The organism is Cryobacterium sp. TMS1-20-1 (assembly GCF_004402355.1).
GTDB classification, from domain to species: domain Bacteria; phylum Actinomycetota; class Actinomycetes; order Actinomycetales; family Microbacteriaceae; genus Cryobacterium; species Cryobacterium levicorallinum.
Genome location: NZ_SOGF01000051.1, coordinates 1 through 20,754 on the forward strand (window position 1 = coordinate 1; position 20,754 = coordinate 20,754).

The following is a 20,754-nucleotide window of genomic DNA, read 5'->3' on the forward strand; positions in this document are numbered from 1 at the left end:
TCCCCCATTGGCTACCGCGCCAGCAACACCCAACCCACGCCGAGACATGGACCCGTATTCCGCGGCATCAAGCCGAAATAGGCGTTACTGACTCACGCTCCTAGCGGCGCTGACCGGTGATGGACTGTCCCGCTCGGAGGCCGCTCGGATGGCGATCATGGAGTCTGAACGTACTCACCGCCGCGCTCGACTCCGGGCCGAGTCCGAAGCGCTCCAGAACGATCCGGAACGATCCAGAAGACGCCGAGTGACCCTCGTGGACACGAGCAAACTGGGGTGCGGTTCGCTGTGGTCCTGCAGCCCGACGACGCGAAGCGTCATTTCGCCCCGAGGTCGAAATCAACGGCACGAAGACCGGAGTGTTGGTCGAGCAACTGACAGCGGTCAATCAGGAAATCCGGCTGGGTGAGTTCGCCGGTCGCTTGAATGGCTCGAAAATGCGCGCCACAGACGCGGCTCTGCAGAACCTGCTGGGTCCGGACTGACCGCTAGTTACTGGGGGGGCGGGTCGTTCCGCTACGACTGGTAGCGACCGAGAAACTCGATCGCGGCCTGCTTGAAGGCCCGTGAGCTCACCGCGTTCATATGGGTACGGGCCGGCAGCCACAACACTTCGGAGCAGGCGGCGAGCGCCGCGAGCTCGGCCGTGCCGGTCGCGAGCACGTCGCGGTCGCCGGTGACGAAGAGAAGGGGCCGAGACGGAACGGATGCGCCCGGCTCGAACCGCTCAGCCTTGATCGCGGCGACCAGCCGCAGCAGGGCCGGGGTGTTCGAGCCCGGAGCGAGCTGCATCAGGGTCATCAGTGAGGCGGTCGACTCGTGCGCGATCGCGCTGGAATCCGACAGAAACAGGGCGGCTGCTTCGAGGTCGAAGTCGGCGAGCGGGTCCTCGGAGCTCATGCCGCCGAGCACCGCGCGATTAATCAGGTCGGGCCGCTCGGCGGCGAGTTCCCAGACCAGGCGCGAGCCGAGCGAGTACCCGATCAGGTCGACACCGGATGCGGGCTGGCCGGCCTCGCGGGGCCGGGCGCCGGCCAGGGTGAGCACCTCGAGAACCGCCGCACGCAGGCGGCTGGGGGCGTACGCATCCGTTTCGGCCGGTGCAGCGCTTGCGCCGTGACCGAGCAGATCGATGGTGATGACGCGCCGGCCGGCGCTCACGAGGTCACGCACCCACCCGGTCGCCTCCCAATTGAGGGCGGTGGAGGAGGCGAAGCCGTGCACTAGCAGCACTGGGGCAAGGCCCGCGTCGAGTTCGGGTTCGTGCTGGCGCCAACTGGTGAGCATGTCTAGTCCTCGTCGAGAACGGCGGTGAGGCGCACGCGGCGTTTCGGCGCGGCCTCTGCCGGCACAGTGCCGACGATGCCGGCCGAGTCGTCGGCGACCGTGAAGGTGATCAACGGTGTGTCGACGAGCACCCTGTCGCCGGGCTCGCCGTGCAGCGTGAGCACGATACCGGCGATCGGTGACGGCAATTCCACCGACGACTTCGTCGTTTCAACCTCGACGAATGGCTGGTTGCGTTCGACTTGGTCACCCACCGTGACGAGCCATTCGAGCACGGTCGCCTCGAGCAGTCCCTCACCGAGGTCGGGCAGGGGAAAAGAGATTTCAGCCACGGCGGTACTCCAATACTCGCTGAACTCCGAAGAGAATTCGATCAATGTTCGGGATGTACTCGTCCTCCAGATCGCCAGACGGGTACGGCACGTCGAAGCCGGTCACGCGCTCGACCGGCGCCCGCAGCGTGTCGAAGCAGCTCTGCGAGACGAGCGCGGCGACCTCGGCACCGAGGCCAATGGTGCGCGGCCCCTCGTGCACGACGATGGCCCGACGCGTGCGTGAAACGGATGCCGCCAGCCCCGCTTCGTCGATCGGCTTCAGCCAGCGCAGATCGAGCACCTCGAGTTCGATGCCATCTTCCGCGGCCAACTCCGCGACCTGGAGGCAGCGGGAGACCATTGAGCCCCACGCGATGAGGGTCGCATGCTTGCCCGGACAGGCGATCACCGAGCCCTCGAGGGAGGCGCGGCCGGTGAGCGGGCCATCCGTTCCCCCGGAGATGCCATCACCGACCACGTTGTCGACCAGGTTGACCCCGGCCTTGTTCCAGTAGCGCGCCTTGGGCTCCATGAAGATGACCGGGTCGGGCATCGAGACGGCGTGCTTGAGCAGGTGATAGGCCTGCTGCGGGTTGGCCGGCGACACGACCTTGAGTCCGGGCACGTGCGCGAACAGCGATTCGAGGCTCTCACCGTGGTGTTCGGGGGCGCGGATGCCGCCAAAGCTCGGCACCCGCAGCGTCACCGGCATCGGCAGGCGTCCGCGGCTGCGATAGTTCATGCGGGCCAGCTGGGTGATGATCTGGTTGACGGCCGGGTAGGCGAACCCGTCGAACTGCACCTCGGGGATCGGGTGAAAACCGGCCATGGCCAGCCCGATAGCGGTGCCGAGAATGCCAGACTCTGCGAGCGGGGTGTCAAAGACCCGGTTCGCGCCGAAGCTCTGCTGCAGGCCGTCGGTGACCCGAAAGACTCCGCCGAGCACGCCGACGTCTTCGCCGAAAATGAGGGCGCGCTCATCCGTTTCGAGAATCTCACCGAGCGCCCGGTTGATGGCCTGCTGCATGGAGAGCTGCAGGAGCGGGGTCTCCCGCACGAGTTCGAGGACGGCGCCGTTCATAGACTCAGACATGCTCGGATTCCTCTCTCCACTGGCGCGCCTGGGCGCCGAGCGTCGGGGTTGATTCTTGAAAAACGAAGTCGAACATTTCGCTTCCGGGCCGGCTTTCGAGGGCCACGACACCGTCGCGAATCTCGTCGGCACGCGCCCGGGCGTCAGCGTCAGCCACGGCGAAGAAGGCAGAGTCAGCCACGTTGTCGGCCAGCAGCACCGCGCGAAACCGGTTGAGCGGATCTTCGCCGCCGCCGGTTTTCTCGTCCTCGAGGGTGCGGTAGCGACCGGGGTCGTCGCTCGTGGAGTGCGGACCGCGCCGGTAGGTCATCGCCTCGACCACGACCGGGCCGAGGCCCGCGCGGGCGTGGGCGACCGCGCGTCGGGTGGCGTCCAGCACGGCGAGCACGTCGTTGCCGTCGACCTGCACGGCTGGCATGCCGTAGCCGGCAGCGCGTGCGGCGACCGAGCCGCCGGCCACCTGCTGTTCGGTCGGCACCGAGATGGCCCAGCCGTTGTTTTGCACGAAGAACACCACCGGCGCCTTCAGAATGGCGACGAAGTTCATCGCCTCGTGCACGTCACCCTGCGAGCTCGCGCCGTCGCCGAGAAAGGCCAGGCCCACGCCGAGGCCGGTTGTTGAAACGGATGCCGCACCGCCCGTTGCCGCAGCCGTCCCGTTCAGCGTCTGGCCGTTCAGGGTCTGCCCGTGCGCCCAGCCCACCGCGTGCAGAACGGATCCGCCGACAACCGCTTGAAAGGGCGCGAAGTGGGTGGCCCCGGGGTCGTAGAGCCCGCCGTGCCAGATCGCTTTGTGGGTCGATATGTACTCGACCATGTTCACGCCGACCGTGTACGCCACGCCCATCTCACGGTAGGTCGGAAAGATGAAGTCCCGGGTCTTATCGACGCCGAAGCCGGCACCGACCTGGGCTGCCTCCTGGCCGAGCATCGGCGCGTAACCGGGAATGAGACCCTGGCGCTGCCACGCCACGGCATCGCGGTCGAGCTGACGCACGTTCGCCAGCATCCGATACAGGTCGCGCAGCTGATCCGGGGTGAGGTCGCCGACATCCGCACTCTGCATCTGCATCTGCCCTGAACGCACGGGAAGGGTGTCGAGGGCGTGAGTCGCCATGCTGGCTCCTTCTGATCGTTGACTGGGCGGGCTACAGCAAAGTTAGTGACTTTGCCGAGCGTCTGCCACAGTGACCATTTGAAGTGCACACTCTGTGAATAATTGTGTGCATTTTCGACGAAACACCATACAGTTGGTACACCCCCGCTCGGCAACGATGCCCGACCGGACCACCGAAAGGTCACGCTCATGGATGTCGACTCGCTGGATGCCCGACTCGTCACACTGTTCTGCGAGCGGCCGAAGCTCTCGGTGCTCGAGGCCTCACGGCGGCTCAAGGTGGCCAGGGCAACCGTGCAGGCCAGGCTCGACCGGCTAATGAGCCGCGGGGTGATCAAATCCTGGGCGCCGACCCTGAACCCGAGCGAGTTCGGCTACCCGGTCACCGCCTACTGTTCGCTCACCGTGCGGCAGGACTCTGGCCACGCGGTTGTCGTTGCGGCTCTCGCGAAGATTCCCGAGATTCTGGAGTTGCACACGGTCTCCGGCGACAGCGACATGCTCGCCCGGGTCGTCGCCCGGTCGAACGCCGACGTGCAGCGCGTGCTCGACCTCATCGTCGCCACTCAAACGGTCGTGCGCTCCTCGAGCGTGATCGTGCTGCAGACCCACATCGAGGCGCAGGCCCTGGCCCTGCTGCAGGCCACTGCCGCCGGCACTATCTCCACTCCTGGCACGCCGGTGCAGCCCGTCGATCGTGGCTAATTCAGGATAATTTCAGCGAGCGACCCCGCGGCTCCCGAACCAATGCGGCGCAACTCCCCCCGGCTCAGGAAGTTTCCTGAATTAGCCACCAGGCAGCCCCGTGAGACACCACGCTGAGCTGAGCCGCTCAGGCTCGCGTGAGACAATAAGGGTTGGTCCCTTTTTCTTACGGAGCTCCCTCACCTATGGCCCATTCCCTCAGCACTCACGAGATCGCCCGCATCGTCGGCAGCCAGTCGTTCTCGCGCGGTGAACGGTACGCCCGCAACGGACACGTCACCGAACAGTCCTGGGCTCCGTCGGGAACACACCTCACCGGACGCGTCAGCGGCACCAGTCCCCAGCCGTACACCGTGCTGGTCTCGTTCACCCTCAATGCGGCCGGCCAGGCCGTTCGAGCCAGCGGAACGTGCACCTGCCCGATGGCCAGCAACTGCAAGCACGTCGCCGCCCTGCTGCTGGCGAGCCGCAGCACGCCGGCGGAGCTGAATGCCGAGCGCGCGGCGTCCAACGTGCGTGCCATCGGCGACCGCCGCACCCCCGTCTTCGAGTCGACCTTCGTGCCGGCCGCCTATCAGCCGCCCACCCCGGCCCCCGTCGTCCCCATTCGCCCGCCGGTCCCGGCCTGGCGCGCCGCCCTGGCCCCGCTCGCGAAGCCGAGCGGCGCCGAGACGGTCACGAGCACGGCCCTCGCGCTGCAATTCGACCTGCTTGATCCCGCCTACAGCCCGAACCGCCGCACCGGGCCTCGCCGCCTCGGCGCACGCCCCATGGTGATGGGCAAGAAGGGCAAGTGGATCCGCGGCTCCCTCACCTGGGACAACCTGTCCTGGACGCCCGGCACCTACAACCGCGGCCACCGCAAAATCCTGAACGCCCTCTACGCCCTCTCGGCCACCGGGCAGCGTTATTACAGCTACACCGACCACTGGCTCTACCTCGACAACTTCGAGAACAAGGCCCTCTGGGATCTACTGCACGAGGCTCAGCTGAGCGGTCTGCCACTCGTCTGCGCAACGGATGCCCAGAATCCCGTCCTCCTCTCCCCCACGCCCGCCTCGCTCGAGGTCGACATTCGGCGGGACGATGACGGCCTGCAGCTGACCCCCTTGCTCGTGTTGAACGAGAAGCTGCACCGCGGCTCCGAATTCGGTTTTCTCGGCGATCCGGCGCACGGCGCCTACACCTGGACCGCCCCGGCCGACCCGCTCGCGACCGGCAATCAGCTCATCCTCGCCCCGCTGACTGCCACGGTGAACTCCGAGATCCGCGCCCTGGCCGTGACCGGCGGCTTCGATATTCCGGCCGACGACGAGGTGGCCTTCCTCACCGACTTCTACCCCTTTCTTCAGCAGAAACTGGTCTTGACCAGCCATGACGCATCGTTTGAGCTGCCCAAGACCGCCCGCCCCCAACTCGCCCTCACGATCACGCACCAAACGGATGCCCGCATCACCCTGGCCTGGGAGTGGCAGTACGTCGCGCCCACCGACCAGGCCGCAGCCGTCCCGACCGACGCCGTCGAAATAGAGCCCGCCCCCGTGCTCTACCGCCACCCGCTGCGCCCGACACCCAACGACACCCGCTTTCGCGACGCGACCCGCGAGGGCGACACGCTGCGAGACGTCGAACGCGCCATCAGCTCGTTCGAGCAGCTCTGGCAGCCGGCAACCCCGATCGGTGCGGCCCGTTTGCTCGAGCACGCCGAGCTGCAGGGCGCCGTCATGATCACCTTCCTCGGTGAAGCCGTACCCCGGCTCGCGGAAGATGGCGTCATCGTGCAGGTCTCCGCTGACGCGCCAAGCTATCGCGAGGCCGACGAAGCGCCCGTGATCAGCCTGGCCACCACCGAGAGCACCGATACCCGCGACTGGTTCGACCTCGCCGTCACCGTGTCGATCGAGGGCGAAGACATTCCCTTCGACGACCTGTTTCGGGCACTGGCCACCGATCAGGACCTGATGATCCTCGACAGCGGAACCTATTTCAGCCTCGACCGGCCGGAGCTGCAGCAGCTGCGCCGCCTGATCGAAGAGGCCCGTGGTCTTCAGGAGAGCAACGCCGGCGCGCTCGGCCTCAGCCGCTTTCAGGCCGACCTCTGGGACGAACTGCAGCTGCTCGGCGTGGTCGCCGAACAGGCCGCTACCTGGCGCAGCGCCGTCGAGGGCCTCGCCGCCCTTCAGGGTCTGGCGGAAGCCGCTCCCATCGCCGAACGCCCGCTCCCGCCGGCCGTGCACGCCACCCTGCGCGCCTACCAGCAGACCGGGTTCGACTGGCTCAGCTTTCTCTACGACCACCAGCTCGGCGGCGTACTCGCCGACGACATGGGGCTTGGCAAGACCCTGCAGGCGATCGCCCTGATCGCCCACGCCCGGGACAGCGAACGCGCGCAGCCGGGCACCGTGCGCAAGCCGTTCCTCGTCGTCGCGCCCACGAGTGTCGTCTCCAACTGGGCCACCGAGTGCGCCCGGTTCGCTCCCGACCTGGCGACAGCAGCCATCACCCAGACCGCCGGAAAGCGCGGCTCCAGCCTGCAGGATGTGATGGGTGAAGCGGATGTCGTGATCACCTCGTACACGCTTTTTCGCCTCGACTTCGAGGAATACAACGCCCAGGACTGGGCCGGACTACTGCTCGACGAGGCCCAGTTCGTGAAGAACCACCAAAGCAAGGCGCACGTCTGCGCCCGCCGGCTGCGCACCCCGTTCAAGCTCGCCATCACCGGCACGCCGATGGAAAACAACCTGATGGAGTTGTGGTCGCTGCTCTCCATCACCGCGCCCGGCCTGTTCCCGAGCCCGAGCCGCTTCGCCGACTACTACCGCAAGCCCATTGAAACGGATGCCGACGGTGAGCGGCTCACGCAGCTGCGCCGCCGCATCCGTCCCTTCATGCTGCGCCGCACCAAAGCCCAGGTGGCGAGCGACCTGCCCGAGAAGCAGGAGCAGGTGCTGGAACTCGACCTGCACCCGCGGCACCGCAAGGTCTACGACATGCACCTGGCCCGGGAACGCCAGAAGGTGCTCGGCCTGATCGAGGACATGAACGCGAACCGGTTCGAGATCTTTCGCTCGCTCACCATGCTGCGCCAGCTCAGCCTCGATGCGAGCCTGTACGACAAGAAGTACGACAGCGTTCCCTCGACCAAGCTCGACGCCCTGCTTGAGCTGCTCGAAGACACCGTCGCCGAGGGCCACCGCACCCTCATCTTCAGCCAGTTCACCCAGTACCTCGGCAAGGCGCGGGACCGGCTCGACGCGGCCGGCATCAGCTACTCCTACCTCGACGGCAAGACCCGCAACCGAGCCAAGGCCATCAGCGACTTCAAGGAGGGCTCGAGCTCCGTCTTCCTGATCAGCCTCAAGGCCGGCGGATTCGGCCTCAACCTCACCGAGGCCGACTACGTTATTCTGCTGGACCCGTGGTGGAACCCGGCGACCGAGGCACAGGCGGTCGACCGCGTACACCGCATCGGCCAGACCAAGAACGTCATGGTCTACCGATTGGTGTCGAAGGACACCATCGAGGAGAAGGTCATGGCCCTCAAAGCCACCAAGGCCCGCCTGTTCGAAAGCGTTATGACCGATGGTGCCCCGGCCGGCACCGCCCTGACCGCCGCCGACATCCGAGAGCTCCTCGCCTGACCCCCTCCACCCCCTGCGGTCGGGGCCCGGGCCCGGAAAGCGGGCCCATGATAGATCATGGGCCCGCTTCCACAACCTGGGCCCGGGGGATGGCCATCCGTCACCAGAAGTTCACTCGCCACCCCTAGACTGCCCGCGACTCCCCACCCCGCGCTGCAGAAACGGTGACATGTCTAGAACCTTCGATTGGATCGACGCCCGCCTCGCCACGGCGCTCACCCCAAGCCGCCGTCTCACCCTGCAACGACCGCGCACTCTGGCCCTGGGGTTCCTGGGCCTGCACGCGGTCTTTCTCGTCGCGCTCCTCCCGACCATCCTCACCGGCCGGGTGCTCGGTGATCTCCCGCTTTACCGACAATGGGCCGAACTCGGCCTGGGCAACGGTTTCTGGCAGGGCCTCGACGTGGCCTGGGTGTATCCGATCGGGGCCATGCTGCCGATCGCGTTCGCCGGCATCGCCGGGCCGCTGCTCTACCAATTGCTCTGGTTTCTGATGACGGCAGCGCTCAACGCCGTCGCCGTCGGAGCCCTGACCGATTGGGGACGCCGCCGCAGCGGCTACAAGCCGGCCTGGTACTGGTTGCTGTGCTCGTTCCTGCTGAGCCCGGTCGGGCTGTTACGCCTGGAAGGAGTCACCGCACCGATCGTCATCGTCGGCCTCGTGCTGCTCGCGCGTAGACCGGTCATCGCCGCGCTCCTGCTGGCCCTCGCCACCTGGATCAAGGTCTGGCCGGCCGCCGTTTTCCTCGCGGTCGTCACGGTATCGTCGCGAAAACTGACGATGGTCCTGACCGGAGCGGCGTTGTCGGCGGGGGTGGCGGCATCCGTTTGGCTGCTCGATGCTGCGCAGTTTCTCACCGGATTCGTCACCGAACAGACCGACCGTGCGCTGCAGCTCGAGGCTCCGGTCACGACTCCGTGGGTGTGGCTGGCCTCGCTCGGCCAGCACGACACGGTCATCTACGAAAACTTTGCCATCGCGACCCGCGAGGTGAGCGGCCCCGGGGCCGGTCTCGTCGCCTCCCTGATGACCCCGGTCATGTTCGGTGCCATCGCGGCGATCTTCGTGCTGATGGTCATTGCTCAACGTCGACAAGCGGATGCCGCCGAGCTGCTGCTGCTCGGTTCCCTGGCCCTGGTCAGCGCATTCATCATCTTCAACAAGGTCGGGTCGCCGCAATACATGCTCTGGCTGGTGCCGATCGTCGCGGTCGGCGTTGGCCGCAGCTGGGCGGCCTGGCGGGTGCCCGCCGTGCTGATGCTGGCCATTTCAGCATTGACGACGTTGATCTTTCCAATCTTCTACCTGCCCCTGATCGACGGCAACCTATTTTCGTTGCTGCTGCTCACGGCGCGCAACGGGCTGCTCGTCGCACTCGGCGGCTGGTCCATCGTCGCGCTCGCACGGTCGGCCCACACCGCACCGCGGAACGAGGCCGCCGCTGGCGCGCGGCGCGCACTCCCAGTCGGCCAAGGCAGAATAGACGGGTGACCACGACGACGACCTTCGCCCTCATCCGCCACGGCCAGACCGATTGGAACGCCGCCGCGCGCATCCAGGGCGCCACCGATATCCCGCTGAATGACGTGGGGCGCGGTCAGGCAGCGGATGCCGTCGCTCCCCTGAAACGCTACGACTGGGATTTCATCGTCTCGTCCCCGCTCTCCCGTGCTGCGGAAACCGCCGACCTGATCGGCGAGCGGCTCGGCCTCGACACGGCCCGCCGCCTCCCGGCACTGATCGAGCGCAACTACGGGCCGGCCGAGGGTTTGAGCGCTGGCGCCGAACTCGAAGCCCTGCGTTTTCCCGGCGGGTTCCACGGTGCCGAGACCGAACAAGCCGTCGCCGCGCGCGGCATCGATGCCCTGCGCGACCTCGCCCGCGAGCACCCTGGAGCGCGCATCATTGTGGTCGCGCACGGCACGCTCATTCGTTTGAGCCTCGAAAACGCGCTCGACCAGCCCATCGGCAGCATTACGAACGCCTCGCTCAACGTCGTGCAGCACCACCACACACACGCTGATGGATCGACCGCCTGGCAGCTCGACGTTCTGAACGGCGAGCCGCTCGTACGCGCCTGATCGCGCCCGAAGTATCACCGCAGACCAGTGTCTGCCGGTCGTCACCATCCGCTGATCGAGCTTGCCGAGATCGCCGCAGGACCGCCGTAAGCCACCCCGAAAAAGCTAGCGACCGGTCGACACCGTCACCGTGAACTTGGTGTTGCGGCCGACTTGGCGGGTCGAACCGACGATGCGGGTCAGCATCGGACGGTAGCCGAGGTGCGTGTTCCAGACCGTCCACAGTTCGCCACCGGGCGCAAGCACTCGGGCCGCGTCGATGAACAGCTTCTCGGCCAGGCCCGCGTGCACGGATGCGCCGATGTGAAAGGGCGGGTTGAGCAGAATCAGGTCGGCGGAGTCATCAGCCTGGCCGGACAGGCCATCGGCCCGCACGACGGTGACCCGTTCGGCGAGCGCGTTGGCGTCGACGGTGGCACGAGCGGATGCCACGGCAACGGCCGACTGGTCCGTCGCGAGCACCCGCAGCAGGGGTCGCTGCGCCGCGAGCGCCGCGGCGAGCACGCCGGTGCCGCAGCCGAGGTCGATGGCGCGCTCGGCATCGGGCTTCATCCGGTCGAGCACCTCGAGCAGCGCCCGGGTGCCGATGTCGATGCTCGTTCCGGCGAACACTCCGCCGTGGCCGCGCACCACGAGGTCGAAGTCCTCGTGCTTCTCGCTGTGCGGCCAGTCGGTCGTCGACGTGGTGAGCGGCGAGGAGGCGATGAGCACACGGGACTTCTGGCGAGCCGGGCGCACGTTGAGGGCGCCGAAGTGACGGCGCAGCACCTCGTTCATGCTCACGGTCATGTGCTTGATGCGGCCGCCGGCGAAGACGATCACGTCGGGGGCGGCGTACTTGGCGATGGCGCCGGCGATCTCATCGAGGGCGTCGAGGCTTTTGGGCAGCTGCAGCAGCACGACGTGGGCGTCGGCCAGTAGCTCCTCGCCGAGCGGAAGGGAGCGGTAGGCATCCGTCAGATTGACGCCGGAGGCGTTGCTGTCAAGCGCGTACTCGCCCGAGAGGGCGTCCTGATAGACGCGAATGCCGCGGGCATCGTGCAGTGCGGCGGCGCCGAGGGTGAGGGCGCCATAGCGGTCCTCGAGCACGACGACTCCACCGCTGCGGTAGGCGGCGATCGCACCGGCGGCCTCATCGAGGATGAGCCGGTCGCTGGCGTCGACGGCGAACAGGTTCTCGGCCTCGATGTCGGGGCGACGTCGCACCCGATCGAAGTCGAAGTCGTTGGTGTTCCGCAGCGCGGACTGGTCGTGCGTGCCCGATTCGGACATGGTTCCCCCTGAAAGTGGTGCCGGTGCAACCAGTTCGTGCTGTGAAAGCGAAACGTGGAGCTAGGTGTTGTAGAACTACATGTGGTCTCGCGGCCGCCAGATGACAATCTGGTTGCTGCGTCTGGTGCGGGTGCCCGCCTTCATCGAAATGACGTCGCCGGCCGAGCCAGCCGCGAAAACGCGGCGGCCCGGACGGTTCAGCAATTCGTCGGCGAGCGTCGATTCCAACTCGCGCAGACGTTTTTCGAGCCCGCGCACGTGATCCTCGAGTTCGAGGATACGACGGATGCCTTCCAGACTCACACCTTCTGAGCCCAAGAACGCAATTTCACGGAGCTTTGCCACGTCGAGCATGGAGTAGCGACGGCTCTTTCCGGGGGTGCGCTCCGGGCTGACCAGGCCCAGGCGATCGTATTGGCGCAGGGTTTGCGGGTGCATTCCCGCAAGCTCTGCTGCCGTGGAAATCACGAAAACCCGGGTGGTCTCGTCCATGACTAGCCCTTCGCTCGCGCGATCAGTTCATCACGCGGATTTTCCTTGGGCAGTGCCTCGGCAAAGGCTGCGAGCTTTTCTTCCGCATCCTTCGACAGGTGTGACGGTACAGCGACCTGCACGATGGCGAGCAGGTCGCCGGCGCCCTTCGCCGTGGTGACGCCGCGACCCTTGACCCGCAGCACGCGTCCTCCGGGAGTGCCGGGGGCCACGCGCAGTTTGACCGGGGCACCACCGAGAGTGGGCACCTCGATCGTCGCACCGAGACTCGCCTCGACGAAGGTGACCGGGACGGTCACCCGCAGGTTGAGACCGTCCCGTTCGAACACCGGGTGCTTGCGCACGGTGATCGTCAGCACGATATCGCCGGTTTCTCCGCCGTCGGGGCTGGGCTGGCCCTTGCCGCGCAGGCGAATCTTCTGCCCGTCGGCGACGCCGGCTGGCACCTTGACCTTGATCGGCCGGCCGTCCTGGGTCTGCAGACTGATCTGGTCGCCCTGGGTAGCCGTGATGAAGTCGATGGTCGTCGACGCGATCACATCGCGGCCTCGGGTAGGTGCGCCCGATCCGCGGTAGCCGCCGGTGGGGTTGCCGAAGCCGCCGCCACCGCCGCCACCTCTGCCGAACATACCCCCGAGGATATCGTCGAAGCCACCCTGCTCGAAGGTATAACTTTGCTGACGGCTTCCGCCGCCGAACATGCCTCCGAAGGCGTCCTCAAAGCCACCGCTCTGGGCCCGGCCGCCGGGCGCGGCGAACCGCGCCCCACTGCCCATGGCCCGCACGGCATCGTATTCCTTGCGCTGCGCGGCATCGCCCAACACCGAGTGCGCCTCGCTCAGTTCCTTGAACTTCGCCTCGGCGGCGGGGTTCCCCGGGTTGGAATCCGGGTGGTACTTACGCGCGAGCTTGCGGTACGCCTTCTTCAACTCGGCCGGCGTGACATCTTTCGATACCCCGAGAACCTTGTAGAAGTCCTTGTCAAACCAATCCTGGCTAGCCATCGCTCGGTACCTGAACGACGACCTTGGCCGCGCGCAGCAGCGTGGAGCCGAGGTAGTACCCCGTCTCCGCGACGTCGCCGACGGTTTCCACGTCGACCGCTGCACTCGGCTGCTGGAAGATCGCCTCGTGCATGGTCGGGTCGAAGGGTTCGCCGACCGTGCCGAACGAGGTCAGCCCGAGCCGTTCAACGCTCGAACGCAGTTTGGCTGCGATCGTGGCGAAGGCCGAGTCAGGCACGAGATCGCCGTGCTTCTCAGCACGGTAGATGTCGTCCAGTACCGGAATAAGCACCTTGACGATATCCCCGGTCACGCGCTCTTTCTCGATGGCCCGGTTGGCTTCGGTGCGCCGACGATAGTTGGCGTACTCGGCCGTCACGCGCTTGAGGTCGGCGAGGTGTTCGCTCGTCGGCTCAGCAACTTCGCGTTCCGCCGCGTCCAGAATGTCCTGAACGGTCAGTTCGTCTTCTTCGATCCCGTCGGCCGTACCGTCGGCTACAGCACTGTCAGGTTCAGAAGCGGATGCTGCATCAGCAGCGGCCGCGCCCGCGGCGGCGGTGCCGTCATCGGGCACCCCCGCAGCGGACGCGTCGTTGTCTGGATGTTTCTTGTCAGCCATGGTTGCGGCCTACTTCTTCTTCTCGTCTTCGTCGTCGTCAACAACCTCGGCGTCGACAACGTCTTCGTCCTTGTTCTCTTCGGCAGGAGCCTCGTCGGTGCTGGTCTCATCAGCGCCGGCTGCGGCATCCGCCTGGCTGGACTTGTAGATGGCTTCGCCGAGCTTGCCCTGGCTTTCGTTGAGCTTGTCAAACGCGGTCTTCACCGCGTCGTCGTCGTCGCCGGCGAGAGCGGACTTGAGGGCGTCGACATCAGCCTGCACCTCATTCTTCACGTCCTCGGGGAGCTTGTCGACGTTGTCCTTGATCAGCTTCTCGATCGAGTAGGCGAGCTGCTCGGCCGTGTTGCGGGTCTCGGCGACTTCGCGCAGACGCTTGTCTTCTGCGGCGTGCTCTTCACCCTCGCGCACCATGCGCTCGATGTCTTCCTTCGCGAGCGAAGAACCGCCCGTGATGGTCATCGACTGCTCGGTTCCGGTGCCCTTGTCCTTGGCGGACACGTGCACGATGCCGTTGGCGTCGATGTCGAAGGTGACCTCGACCTGCGGGATTCCGCGCGGCGCCGGCGCGATGCCGGTGAGCTCGAAGGTTCCGAGGTTCTTGTTGTCGCGGGTGAACTCACGCTCGCCCTGGAAGACCTGGATCGCAACGGACGGCTGGTTGTCGTCGGCCGTGGTGAAGGTTTCGCTGCGCTTGGTCGGGATGGCCGTGTTGCGCTCGATCAGGCGAGTCATGATGCCGCCCTTGGTTTCGATGCCGAGGCTCAGCGGGGTGACGTCGATGAGCAGAACGTCCTTGCGCTCGCCCTTCAGCACGCCGGCCTGCAGTGCGGCGCCGACGGCGACGACCTCGTCCGGGTTGACGCCCTTGTTCGGGTCCTTGCCGCCGGTCTCGCTCTTGACGAGCTCGTAGACGGCGGGCATCCGGGTGGAACCACCGACGAGAACGACGTGGGCGATGTCACCGACCTTGACGCCGGCCTCACGAATGACGTCCTGGAAGGGCTTCTTGGTGCGGTCGAGCAGGTCCTCAGTCATCTTCTCGAACTGGGCGCGGGTGAGCGTCTCGTCGAGGTTGGCCGGGCCGTTTTCGGTCAGCGACAGGTAGGGCAGCTGGATGCTCGTCGACATGCTCGAGGAGAGTTCCTTCTTGGCCTGCTCAGCGGCTTCTTTGAGGCGCTGCTTGGCGATCTTGTCCTTGGACACGTCAACGCCGGTGGTCTCCTTGAAGCGCTTGATCAGGTGATCAACGATGCGCTGGTCCCAGTCGTCGCCGCCGAGGCGGTTGTCGCCGGCGGTCGAGCGCACCTGGATGGTGGAGAAGTCGTCGTCCTTGCCCACCTCGAGCAGCGACACGTCAAAGGTTCCGCCTCCGAGGTCGAAGACCAGGATGAGCTCGTCTTCCTTGCCCTTGTCGAGACCGTAGGCCAGCGCGGCGGCGGTCGGCTCGTTGATAATGCGCAAGACGTTGAGTCCGGCAATCTCGCCGGCCTCCTTCGTGGCCTGACGCTCGGCGTCGTTGAAGTACGCCGGCACGGTCACGACGGCGTCGCTGACCTTCTCGCCCAGGTACTGCTCGGCGTCACGCTTGAGTTTGGCGAGGATACGCGCGCTGATCTCCTGCGGGGTGTACTTCTTGTCGTCGATCGCGACGGTCCAGTCAGTGCCCATGTGGCGCTTGACGCTGGAGATGGTGCGGTCGACGTTGGTCACGTTCTGGCGCTTGGCGGTTTCTCCAACGAGAACTTCGCCGTCCTTGGTGAATGCGACCACCGAGGGGGTGGTGCGCAAGCCCTCAGCGTTGGCGATGACGGTGGGTTCTCCACCTTCGAGCACGGACACCACCGAGTTTGTGGTTCCGAGGTCAATACCTACTGCACGAGCCATCTGGGTTGTTCTCCTTCAATCATGTGCGAAACGAACTGCTAAGTAATCTCAAGACTTGAGCCTCGATGGCTCAAGTATTCCAGAGCCGTTTCGTCCCTGTCAATTTCTGCGGCTGAAAGTTGAGTGTGAGTGGCTCAACTTTCAAAGCGGATGCCGCTGGTCGGCAAATCCGGATATTTACCCCGGGGCAGTAGATTGTGCACATGACCGAGACTGTCGCCGTAGACGCGGGTGCCCCTCCAACGCGTGGTCGGGTGGCGGCCTGGGCATTCTGGGACTGGGGGTCGGCGGCCTTCAACGCGGTCGTTACGACGTTCGTCTTCAGTGTCTACCTCACCGGTTCAGCGTTCGGCGACGAAGCCGTCGTTTCCGCGCAACTGGGCTGGGCCCTCGCCATAGCCGGACTCCTAGTCGCCGTGCTGGCACCGATCACGGGGCAGCGCTCCGACACCTCCGGCCGGCGCAAATTCTGGCTGGGGGCCAATACCTTCGCCGTCGTCGGCCTCACCACAGCGATGTTTTTCGTTGAGGCCAGCCCCAGCTATCTGTTGCTCGGGCTCCTGCTGCTCGCGGCCGGAAATGTGTTCTTCGAGTTCGCCAGCGTCAACTACAACGCGATGCTCGGCCAGGTATCGACTCCCCGCACCATCGGCAAGGTCAGCGGCTTCGGCTGGGGCATGGGGTATCTGGGCGGCATCGTGCTGTTGCTCATCGTCTACTTCGGTTTCATCGCTCCCGAGGTGGGGTTGTTCGGCGTGACCAGCGAGAACGGCTTGGCCGTGCGGGTCACCATGTTGGTGGCCGCCGCCTGGTTCGGGCTCTTCGCGCTGCCGCTATTGCTGCGCGTCCCTGAGTACCGCGCCCCCGCCGCCGAACGGCGAGTCAAGGTCGGCTTCTTCCAGAGCTACGTCGTGCTCGCCCGCGACGTCAAACGCCTCTGGACCACGAGCCGGCAGACCGTCTACTTTCTGCTGGCGAGCGCTATTTTTCGCGACGGCCTGGCCGGCGTGTTCACCTTCGGCGGCGTGCTGGCGGCATCCGTTTTCGGCTTCTCACCGGGGGAAGTCATTATTTTCGCCATCGCCGCCAACGTGGTGGCCGGCATCGCCACCATGGCGGTCGGGGTGCTCGACGACCGCCTGGGCGCGAAGCCGGTGATCGTGACGGCCCTGGTGGGCCTGCTCGTGAGCGGCATGCTGGTCTTCCTGCTGCACGACGGCGGCCAGATCGTGTTCTGGACCGCAGGCCTCGCCCTATGTCTGTTCGTCGGGCCGGCCCAATCTGGCAGTCGCACCTTTCTCGCCCGACTCATTCCGGCCGGGCGCGAGGGCGAGGTGTTCGGGCTCTACGCCACGACCGGCCGCGCCGTGAGCTTTCTGGCACCCACCGCCTTCGCCGTCTTCGTGTCGATCTTCGGCGCCACCTACTGGGGAATTCTCGGCATCATGCTCGTGCTGCTGCTCGGCCTGCTCCTCCTCCTGCCGGTCAAGGCATCCCAGCAGCAGATCGTCTAGCGCGGGGTTCCGCGCCAGTTCTGGCTGGTGCGATGACCGGTAACGGGCGCGGTGAGCGGATGCCGGCGCGCGCGTCAGGCGTTGAGGCTACTTGCTAGCATTGCCGAGAGTGTGTGGTTCAGCAATTCATCAGGGCTTTTGCTTCTCGCACGTCACAATCCCGGCATCGCCGCCGGCGCATGGCTCAACGCTCAACGACAGCTTTCGGAAAGAAGACATCGTGCTCCGTATCGGCATTCTGGGTGCGTCAGGAATCGCCCCCGCAGCAGTCATCCAGCCGGCCAGCCGGCGAGAAGACGTTGCCGTTGTGGCCGTCGCCTCGCGCCGCGCATCAACCGCCGCCGCCTACGCAGCAACTCACGGCATTCAACGTTCCTACGACGACTACCGCGCGTTGCTGGCCGACCCCGACATCGACCTGGTTTACAACTCCCTGCCCCCGTCCGAACACGCCGAGTGGTCCATCGCGGCACTCGAAGCCGGCAAGGATGTTTTGTGCGAAAAGCCGTTCGCCATGAACGCGATGCAGGCCGAGCGGATGCTGAAAGCGGCCGATGCCACCGGCCGGCGGCTCATCGAGGCCTTCCACGACCGCTACCACCCGCTCAGCCTCGAAATCGATGCCCTGGTCGCCTCGAAGCGATTGGGCGACATCGTCTCGCTGCGCGCGGATTTCTCGGTCAGCAATGCTTTCGAGCCGAGCGGCATCCGTCACGATCCGAAACTCGGCGGTGGGGCGCTGATGGACCTGGGCTGTTATCCGCTGCACTGGGTTCGCGCACTGATGAATGAGGAGCCCACCGTCGTCAGCGCGATCGCCGCAACGAACCCACTCGGCGCTGACAGCAGCATTGACACGGAGCTACGCTTCCCGTCGGGGACAACCGCGCGCATCACGGCGAGCATGGATGCCGGCCCGACCGAGATATCAACACTCGACATCGTGGGCACCCTCGGCACTCTGCACGTGAACAATCTCGTCTTTCCCTCCGCGGGCCACAGCATCAGCGAAACCATCGACGGGATAACCCGCGTGAGCACCGTGCGCGGCTGGACCACCTACGATCACCAGCTCGAAGCGATCATCGTGGGCCTGAAGAATCACACGGCGCTGCCCACGGAGGGCGCTGACTCGCTGAACAATATGATCGCCATCGATGCCATCTACGCCGCGGCCGGACTCGATCGAAGCTTCGTCTAGGAAAGCCCGGCAGCTCCGCGCTGAGTTTCTCCCTCCACCGGGAACCTGTCTCAAAGGTAGGATCTCTCCATGGCTGTGACCGACGAAGCGATCCTCAAGATCAAGGACATGATCTTGTCCGGTGAGATCAAACCCCGGGACAAGCTCCCCCCGGAGAAGGAGCTGAGCGAGCGGCTGGGGCTCTCGCGCAGTTCTCTCCGGGAAGCCGTCAAGGCGCTGGAGGTGATCCGTGTGCTCGACGTGCGGCGAGGCGACGGAACCTACGTCACGAGCCTCGAGCCACGTCTGCTGCTGGAAGCGATGACCTTCATCACCGATCTGCACACGGACTCATCCATCCTGGAGCTGTTCGCGGTGCGCCGCATTCTGGAGCCGGCCGCAGCGGCACTGGCCGCCGTACGGATGAGCCCCCAGGAGCTGGCCGAGTTGCGGGCGCTTCTGGAACTGGTGAACGAGTCGACCGATGTCGAGGGTCTGGTGGCGGCAGACATCCACTTTCACGGCGCCATCGCGGCGGCGGCCGGAAATACCTATCTGGCGAGTCTGATCGACTCGCTGTCGAGCCACACGATTCGCGCCCGGATCTGGCGCGGACTCACCCAGGAACACTCCGTCGAACGCACACTGGCCGAACACAAGGCGATCGCCGACGCCCTGGAACGCCACGACGCAGACCTCGCGCAGGCCCTGACCACCGTACACATCTCGGGAATCGAACAGTGGCTGCGCGACGCGGTGGCCGCTGCCTGAGGCGGACTAGGCTCCCTGCAAACCGCGCGCAACGGCCGCCTCGAACTCCTCGCTCGAACGGTCGCTCACATCGTGGTGCAACACCGCCAGGATGACCGCCGGTGCGGCCGTGAAATACGGCACGCCCACCGCGGCGAGCGCCACGATCGCGTCCGGCGTGCGCAGGCTCGCTGCCAACACATCGGTGCCGGACCCGGCCACGACGGCCGTCATCACCGCTATCTCGGCGATACCGTCCAGGCCGCTGTCCTGCATCCGCCCGAGGTACGGCGCGATATAGCGCACGCCCAGAGTCGCCGCCATCAGCGCCTGGGCCGGCGAATAGACCGCGGTCAGCAGCACCGGCGCACCCGCTCTGCTCAGCTCGGCGGCGACGACGAACCCTTCGCGTGTGGCGGGGACCTTGACGACGACCTCGGGTCCGAGCGCCAGTATTCCCTCGGCGGTGCGGAGCAGTGCGCCGCGGCTCTCACCCCAGGCCTGGAAGAAGACTTCGTGTGCGCCCTCCGCGATCCAGCGCGCATACAGTTCCGGGGCATCCGCAACCGAGCGGTCAGCCCGCTCGAGAATCGTGGGGTTCGTCGTCACGCCGTGCACGAGCCCATCACGAAGCAACTCGCCGACCTCGTCGGCTTCTGCACTGTCAACATACAAGCGACGTTCTCGGCTCATGTGGGAGCTTCCTTTCGATCCGCCGGCTCTGGCTGATACTCGACAGTAGCAACGAAACACTGGGATCTGTCCCGACCTGTCCGGTAATGTAATTACACGTCAAAGCGACGCCAGCGGTGCGAAAGGAAAAAATGAGCCAGACAGAGTCGTCGGCACCCCCATCCGGTGGAGTCCTGATCGTGGGGAGCATCACGGCCGACCTCACTACGTTTTCGCACCGTCTTCCCGCTCGGGGCGAGACCATTCTGGGGGATGAATTCACGCTCGTGCTGGGCGGGAAGGGCGCCAACCAGGCGATAGCCGCGGCCCTCGCCGGGAGCTCGGCACACATGGTCTCGTGCGTGGGCACCGATCTATTCTCGCCACTGTTGACCGAAGGTATGCAGAGCGCCGGGGTCAACACCGAGCACGTTCGTCGAGTCTCCGGACCCAGCGGAATCGCCCACATCCGGGTTGATGATTCCGGCGAGAATGACATTGTCATGGTGCCCCTCGCGAATTCCTCCCTCAGCGAAGCGCAGATCGATGCGGCGTTCAGTGCCCGGGCCGGGTCATCGACGGTGCTGTTGACCCAGCTTGAGATTCCGTGGGCACTCACGCAGTATTCGATTCGAAAAGGGCACGAGGCCGGACTCACCGTGATCCTCGACCCGGCCCCCGCGACCGTGCTCGACGATGCGATCTGGCCGCTCATCGACATCGTGACACCGAACGAGACCGAGGCCAGGCTGCTGACCGGCATAGTCGTGACCGACCTCGAATCCGCCACCGCCGCGGGACGATGGTTCGTCGACCGGGGCGTTCGCTACGCGCTGATCACCATGGCGGCGGCAGGCGCGCTCCTGGTGTCTGCAACCGAGATCAAACATTTCGACGCGATTCCCGTTCAGTCTGTTGACACAACGGCAGCAGGGGACGCCTTCGCCGGATACCTCGGTGCGGCCCTCGCCCTCGGCCACGACCTGCCGGATGCCATCGGCCGCGCCATGGCCGCCGGCGCACTCACCGTGACCAAGCGCGGCGCCTCACCCAGCCTCCCCTCGCGCGCTGACGTCGAGACTCTGCTCACTCGCCACACCGCTATGCGCGCGACGAAAGCCTGAC

The 20,754-nt window shown here is 65.9% G+C and carries 18 protein-coding genes and 1 pseudogene; 9 read left to right on the forward strand and 10 right to left on the reverse strand.

Annotation, left to right across the window (positions count from 1 at the left end; all coding sequences use genetic code 11):
- Nucleotides 1–323 precede the first annotated feature (323 nt).
- Nucleotides 324–485, forward strand: a pseudogene (locus tag E3O45_RS18045) (hypothetical protein); the annotation flags it as partial.
- 31 nt (nt 486–516) lie between these two features.
- On the opposite strand, the gene E3O45_RS10610 reads toward E3O45_RS18045, so the two are convergent.
- From E3O45_RS10610 to E3O45_RS10625, 4 genes are read right to left on the reverse strand one after another with little or no spacing between them, the layout of a single operon-like run.
- Nucleotides 517–1,287: an alpha/beta fold hydrolase gene (locus E3O45_RS10610; protein ID WP_134443379.1), complete on the reverse strand. Its 771-nt coding sequence runs from the start codon at nt 1,285–1,287 to the stop codon at nt 517–519.
- A 2-nt stretch (nt 1,288–1,289) separates the two neighbouring features.
- Entirely contained in the window at nt 1,290–1,619 is a 330-nt protein-coding gene (locus E3O45_RS10615) for a biotin/lipoyl-containing protein (protein ID WP_134443380.1), read from the reverse strand.
- Nucleotides 1,612–2,694, reverse strand: coding sequence for an alpha-ketoacid dehydrogenase subunit beta (locus tag E3O45_RS10620; protein WP_241985320.1), 1,083 nt, complete (start codon nt 2,692–2,694; stop codon nt 1,612–1,614). The genes E3O45_RS10615 and E3O45_RS10620 overlap by 8 nt, the downstream gene beginning before the upstream one ends.
- Complete coding sequence (locus E3O45_RS10625) at nt 2,687–3,766, reverse strand: thiamine pyrophosphate-dependent enzyme (RefSeq protein ID WP_134443477.1); 1,080 nt, start codon at nt 3,764–3,766, stop codon at nt 2,687–2,689. The genes E3O45_RS10620 and E3O45_RS10625 overlap by 8 nt, the downstream gene beginning before the upstream one ends.
- Nucleotides 3,767–4,000: 234 nt before the next feature.
- Here E3O45_RS10625 and E3O45_RS10630 point away from each other — a divergent pair, with 234 nt between their 5' ends.
- The 4 genes from E3O45_RS10630 (at nt 4,001) to E3O45_RS10645 (ending at nt 10,242) form a co-directional block, all read left to right on the forward strand.
- Entirely contained in the window at nt 4,001–4,516 is a 516-nt protein-coding gene (locus E3O45_RS10630; protein ID WP_134443381.1) for an Lrp/AsnC family transcriptional regulator, read from the forward strand.
- A 185-nt stretch (nt 4,517–4,701) separates the two neighbouring features.
- Nucleotides 4,702–8,160 carry a DEAD/DEAH box helicase gene (locus E3O45_RS10635; RefSeq protein ID WP_134443382.1) on the forward strand — a complete coding sequence of 1,153 codons (3,459 nt, stop codon included), beginning with the start codon at nt 4,702–4,704 and terminating at the stop codon, nt 8,158–8,160.
- A gap of 169 nt (nt 8,161–8,329) precedes the next feature.
- A complete protein-coding gene (locus tag E3O45_RS10640) occupies nt 8,330–9,652 on the forward strand; it encodes a glycosyltransferase 87 family protein (RefSeq protein WP_134443383.1) in 1,323 nt (440 codons plus the stop codon).
- Nucleotides 9,649–10,242 carry a histidine phosphatase family protein gene (locus E3O45_RS10645; protein WP_134443384.1) on the forward strand — a complete coding sequence of 198 codons (594 nt, stop codon included), beginning with the start codon at nt 9,649–9,651 and terminating at the stop codon, nt 10,240–10,242. The genes E3O45_RS10640 and E3O45_RS10645 overlap by 4 nt, the downstream gene beginning before the upstream one ends.
- Nucleotides 10,243–10,347: 105 nt before the next feature.
- Here the strand turns inward: E3O45_RS10645 and E3O45_RS10650 are convergent, their stop codons facing one another.
- From E3O45_RS10650 to dnaK, 5 genes are all read right to left on the reverse strand, one after another.
- Nucleotides 10,348–11,514 carry a class I SAM-dependent methyltransferase gene (locus E3O45_RS10650; protein ID WP_134443385.1) on the reverse strand — a complete coding sequence of 389 codons (1,167 nt, stop codon included), beginning with the start codon at nt 11,512–11,514 and terminating at the stop codon, nt 10,348–10,350.
- A 75-nt stretch (nt 11,515–11,589) separates the two neighbouring features.
- The gene (locus E3O45_RS10655; protein WP_134443386.1) at nt 11,590–12,006 is read right to left on the reverse strand and encodes a heat shock protein transcriptional repressor HspR; all 417 of its coding nucleotides are present in this window, start codon (nt 12,004–12,006) and stop codon (nt 11,590–11,592) included.
- Nucleotides 12,007–12,008: 2 nt separating this feature from the next.
- A complete protein-coding gene (locus tag E3O45_RS10660) occupies nt 12,009–13,010 on the reverse strand; it encodes a DnaJ C-terminal domain-containing protein (protein WP_134443387.1) in 1,002 nt (333 codons plus the stop codon).
- A complete protein-coding gene (locus E3O45_RS10665) occupies nt 13,003–13,629 on the reverse strand; it encodes a nucleotide exchange factor GrpE (protein WP_092447962.1) in 627 nt (208 codons plus the stop codon). The genes E3O45_RS10660 and E3O45_RS10665 overlap by 8 nt, the downstream gene beginning before the upstream one ends.
- 9 nt (nt 13,630–13,638) lie before the next feature.
- On the reverse strand, nt 13,639–15,513 hold the full coding sequence (gene dnaK / locus E3O45_RS10670; RefSeq protein ID WP_092447963.1) for a molecular chaperone DnaK: 1,875 nt from the start codon (nt 15,511–15,513) through the stop codon (nt 13,639–13,641).
- Between the two features lie 203 nt (nt 15,514–15,716).
- On the opposite strand from dnaK, the gene E3O45_RS10675 reads away from it, so the two are divergent.
- The 3 genes from E3O45_RS10675 (at nt 15,717) to E3O45_RS10685 (ending at nt 18,978) form a co-directional block, all read left to right on the forward strand.
- Complete coding sequence (locus E3O45_RS10675) at nt 15,717–17,027, forward strand: MFS transporter (RefSeq protein WP_134443388.1); 1,311 nt, start codon at nt 15,717–15,719, stop codon at nt 17,025–17,027.
- A 220-nt stretch (nt 17,028–17,247) separates the two neighbouring features.
- Entirely contained in the window at nt 17,248–18,228 is a 981-nt protein-coding gene (locus E3O45_RS10680) for a Gfo/Idh/MocA family protein (RefSeq protein ID WP_134443389.1), read from the forward strand.
- Between the two features lie 69 nt (nt 18,229–18,297).
- Nucleotides 18,298–18,978 (forward strand): FadR/GntR family transcriptional regulator, encoded by a 681-nt coding sequence (locus tag E3O45_RS10685; RefSeq protein ID WP_134443390.1) that lies wholly within the window; start codon nt 18,298–18,300, stop codon nt 18,976–18,978.
- A gap of 6 nt (nt 18,979–18,984) precedes the next feature.
- On the opposite strand, the gene E3O45_RS10690 is transcribed toward E3O45_RS10685, so the two are convergent.
- Nucleotides 18,985–19,650, reverse strand: coding sequence for a transaldolase family protein (locus E3O45_RS10690; RefSeq protein ID WP_134443391.1), 666 nt, complete (start codon nt 19,648–19,650; stop codon nt 18,985–18,987).
- Nucleotides 19,651–19,781: 131 nt separating this feature from the next.
- On the opposite strand from E3O45_RS10690, the gene E3O45_RS10695 reads away from it, so the two are divergent.
- Entirely contained in the window at nt 19,782–20,753 is a 972-nt protein-coding gene (locus tag E3O45_RS10695) for a ribokinase (protein ID WP_134443392.1), read from the forward strand.
- Nucleotide 20,754 lies beyond the last annotated feature (1 nt).

Bases quoted from the DNA above. Each gene is read 5' to 3' on its own strand.
- E3O45_RS10685 (WP_134443390.1), top strand. From the start codon at position 18,298: ATGGCTGTGACCGACGAAGCGATCCTCAAGATCAAGGACATGATCTTG.
- E3O45_RS10690 (WP_134443391.1), bottom strand. From the start codon at position 19,650: ATGAGCCGAGAACGTCGCTTGTATGTTGACAGTGCAGAAGCCGACGAG.
- E3O45_RS10640 (WP_134443383.1), top strand. From the start codon at position 8,330: ATGTCTAGAACCTTCGATTGGATCGACGCCCGCCTCGCCACGGCGCTC.
- E3O45_RS10625 (WP_134443477.1), bottom strand. From the start codon at position 3,766: ATGCAGATGCAGAGTGCGGATGTCGGCGACCTCACCCCGGATCAGCTG.
- E3O45_RS10675 (WP_134443388.1), top strand. From the start codon at position 15,717: ATGACCGAGACTGTCGCCGTAGACGCGGGTGCCCCTCCAACGCGTGGT.
- E3O45_RS10630 (WP_134443381.1), top strand. From the start codon at position 4,001: ATGGATGTCGACTCGCTGGATGCCCGACTCGTCACACTGTTCTGCGAG.
- E3O45_RS10650 (WP_134443385.1), bottom strand. From the start codon at position 11,514: ATGTCCGAATCGGGCACGCACGACCAGTCCGCGCTGCGGAACACCAAC.
- E3O45_RS10655 (WP_134443386.1), bottom strand. From the start codon at position 12,006: ATGGACGAGACCACCCGGGTTTTCGTGATTTCCACGGCAGCAGAGCTT.
- dnaK (WP_092447963.1), bottom strand. From the start codon at position 15,513: ATGGCTCGTGCAGTAGGTATTGACCTCGGAACCACAAACTCGGTGGTG.
- E3O45_RS10660 (WP_134443387.1), bottom strand. From the start codon at position 13,010: ATGGCTAGCCAGGATTGGTTTGACAAGGACTTCTACAAGGTTCTCGGG.
- E3O45_RS10635 (WP_134443382.1), top strand. From the start codon at position 4,702: ATGGCCCATTCCCTCAGCACTCACGAGATCGCCCGCATCGTCGGCAGC.
- E3O45_RS10665 (WP_092447962.1), bottom strand. From the start codon at position 13,629: ATGGCTGACAAGAAACATCCAGACAACGACGCGTCCGCTGCGGGGGTG.
- E3O45_RS10610 (WP_134443379.1), bottom strand. From the start codon at position 1,287: ATGCTCACCAGTTGGCGCCAGCACGAACCCGAACTCGACGCGGGCCTT.
- E3O45_RS10695 (WP_134443392.1), top strand. From the start codon at position 19,782: ATGAGCCAGACAGAGTCGTCGGCACCCCCATCCGGTGGAGTCCTGATC.
- E3O45_RS10620 (WP_241985320.1), bottom strand. From the start codon at position 2,694: ATGTCTGAGTCTATGAACGGCGCCGTCCTCGAACTCGTGCGGGAGACC.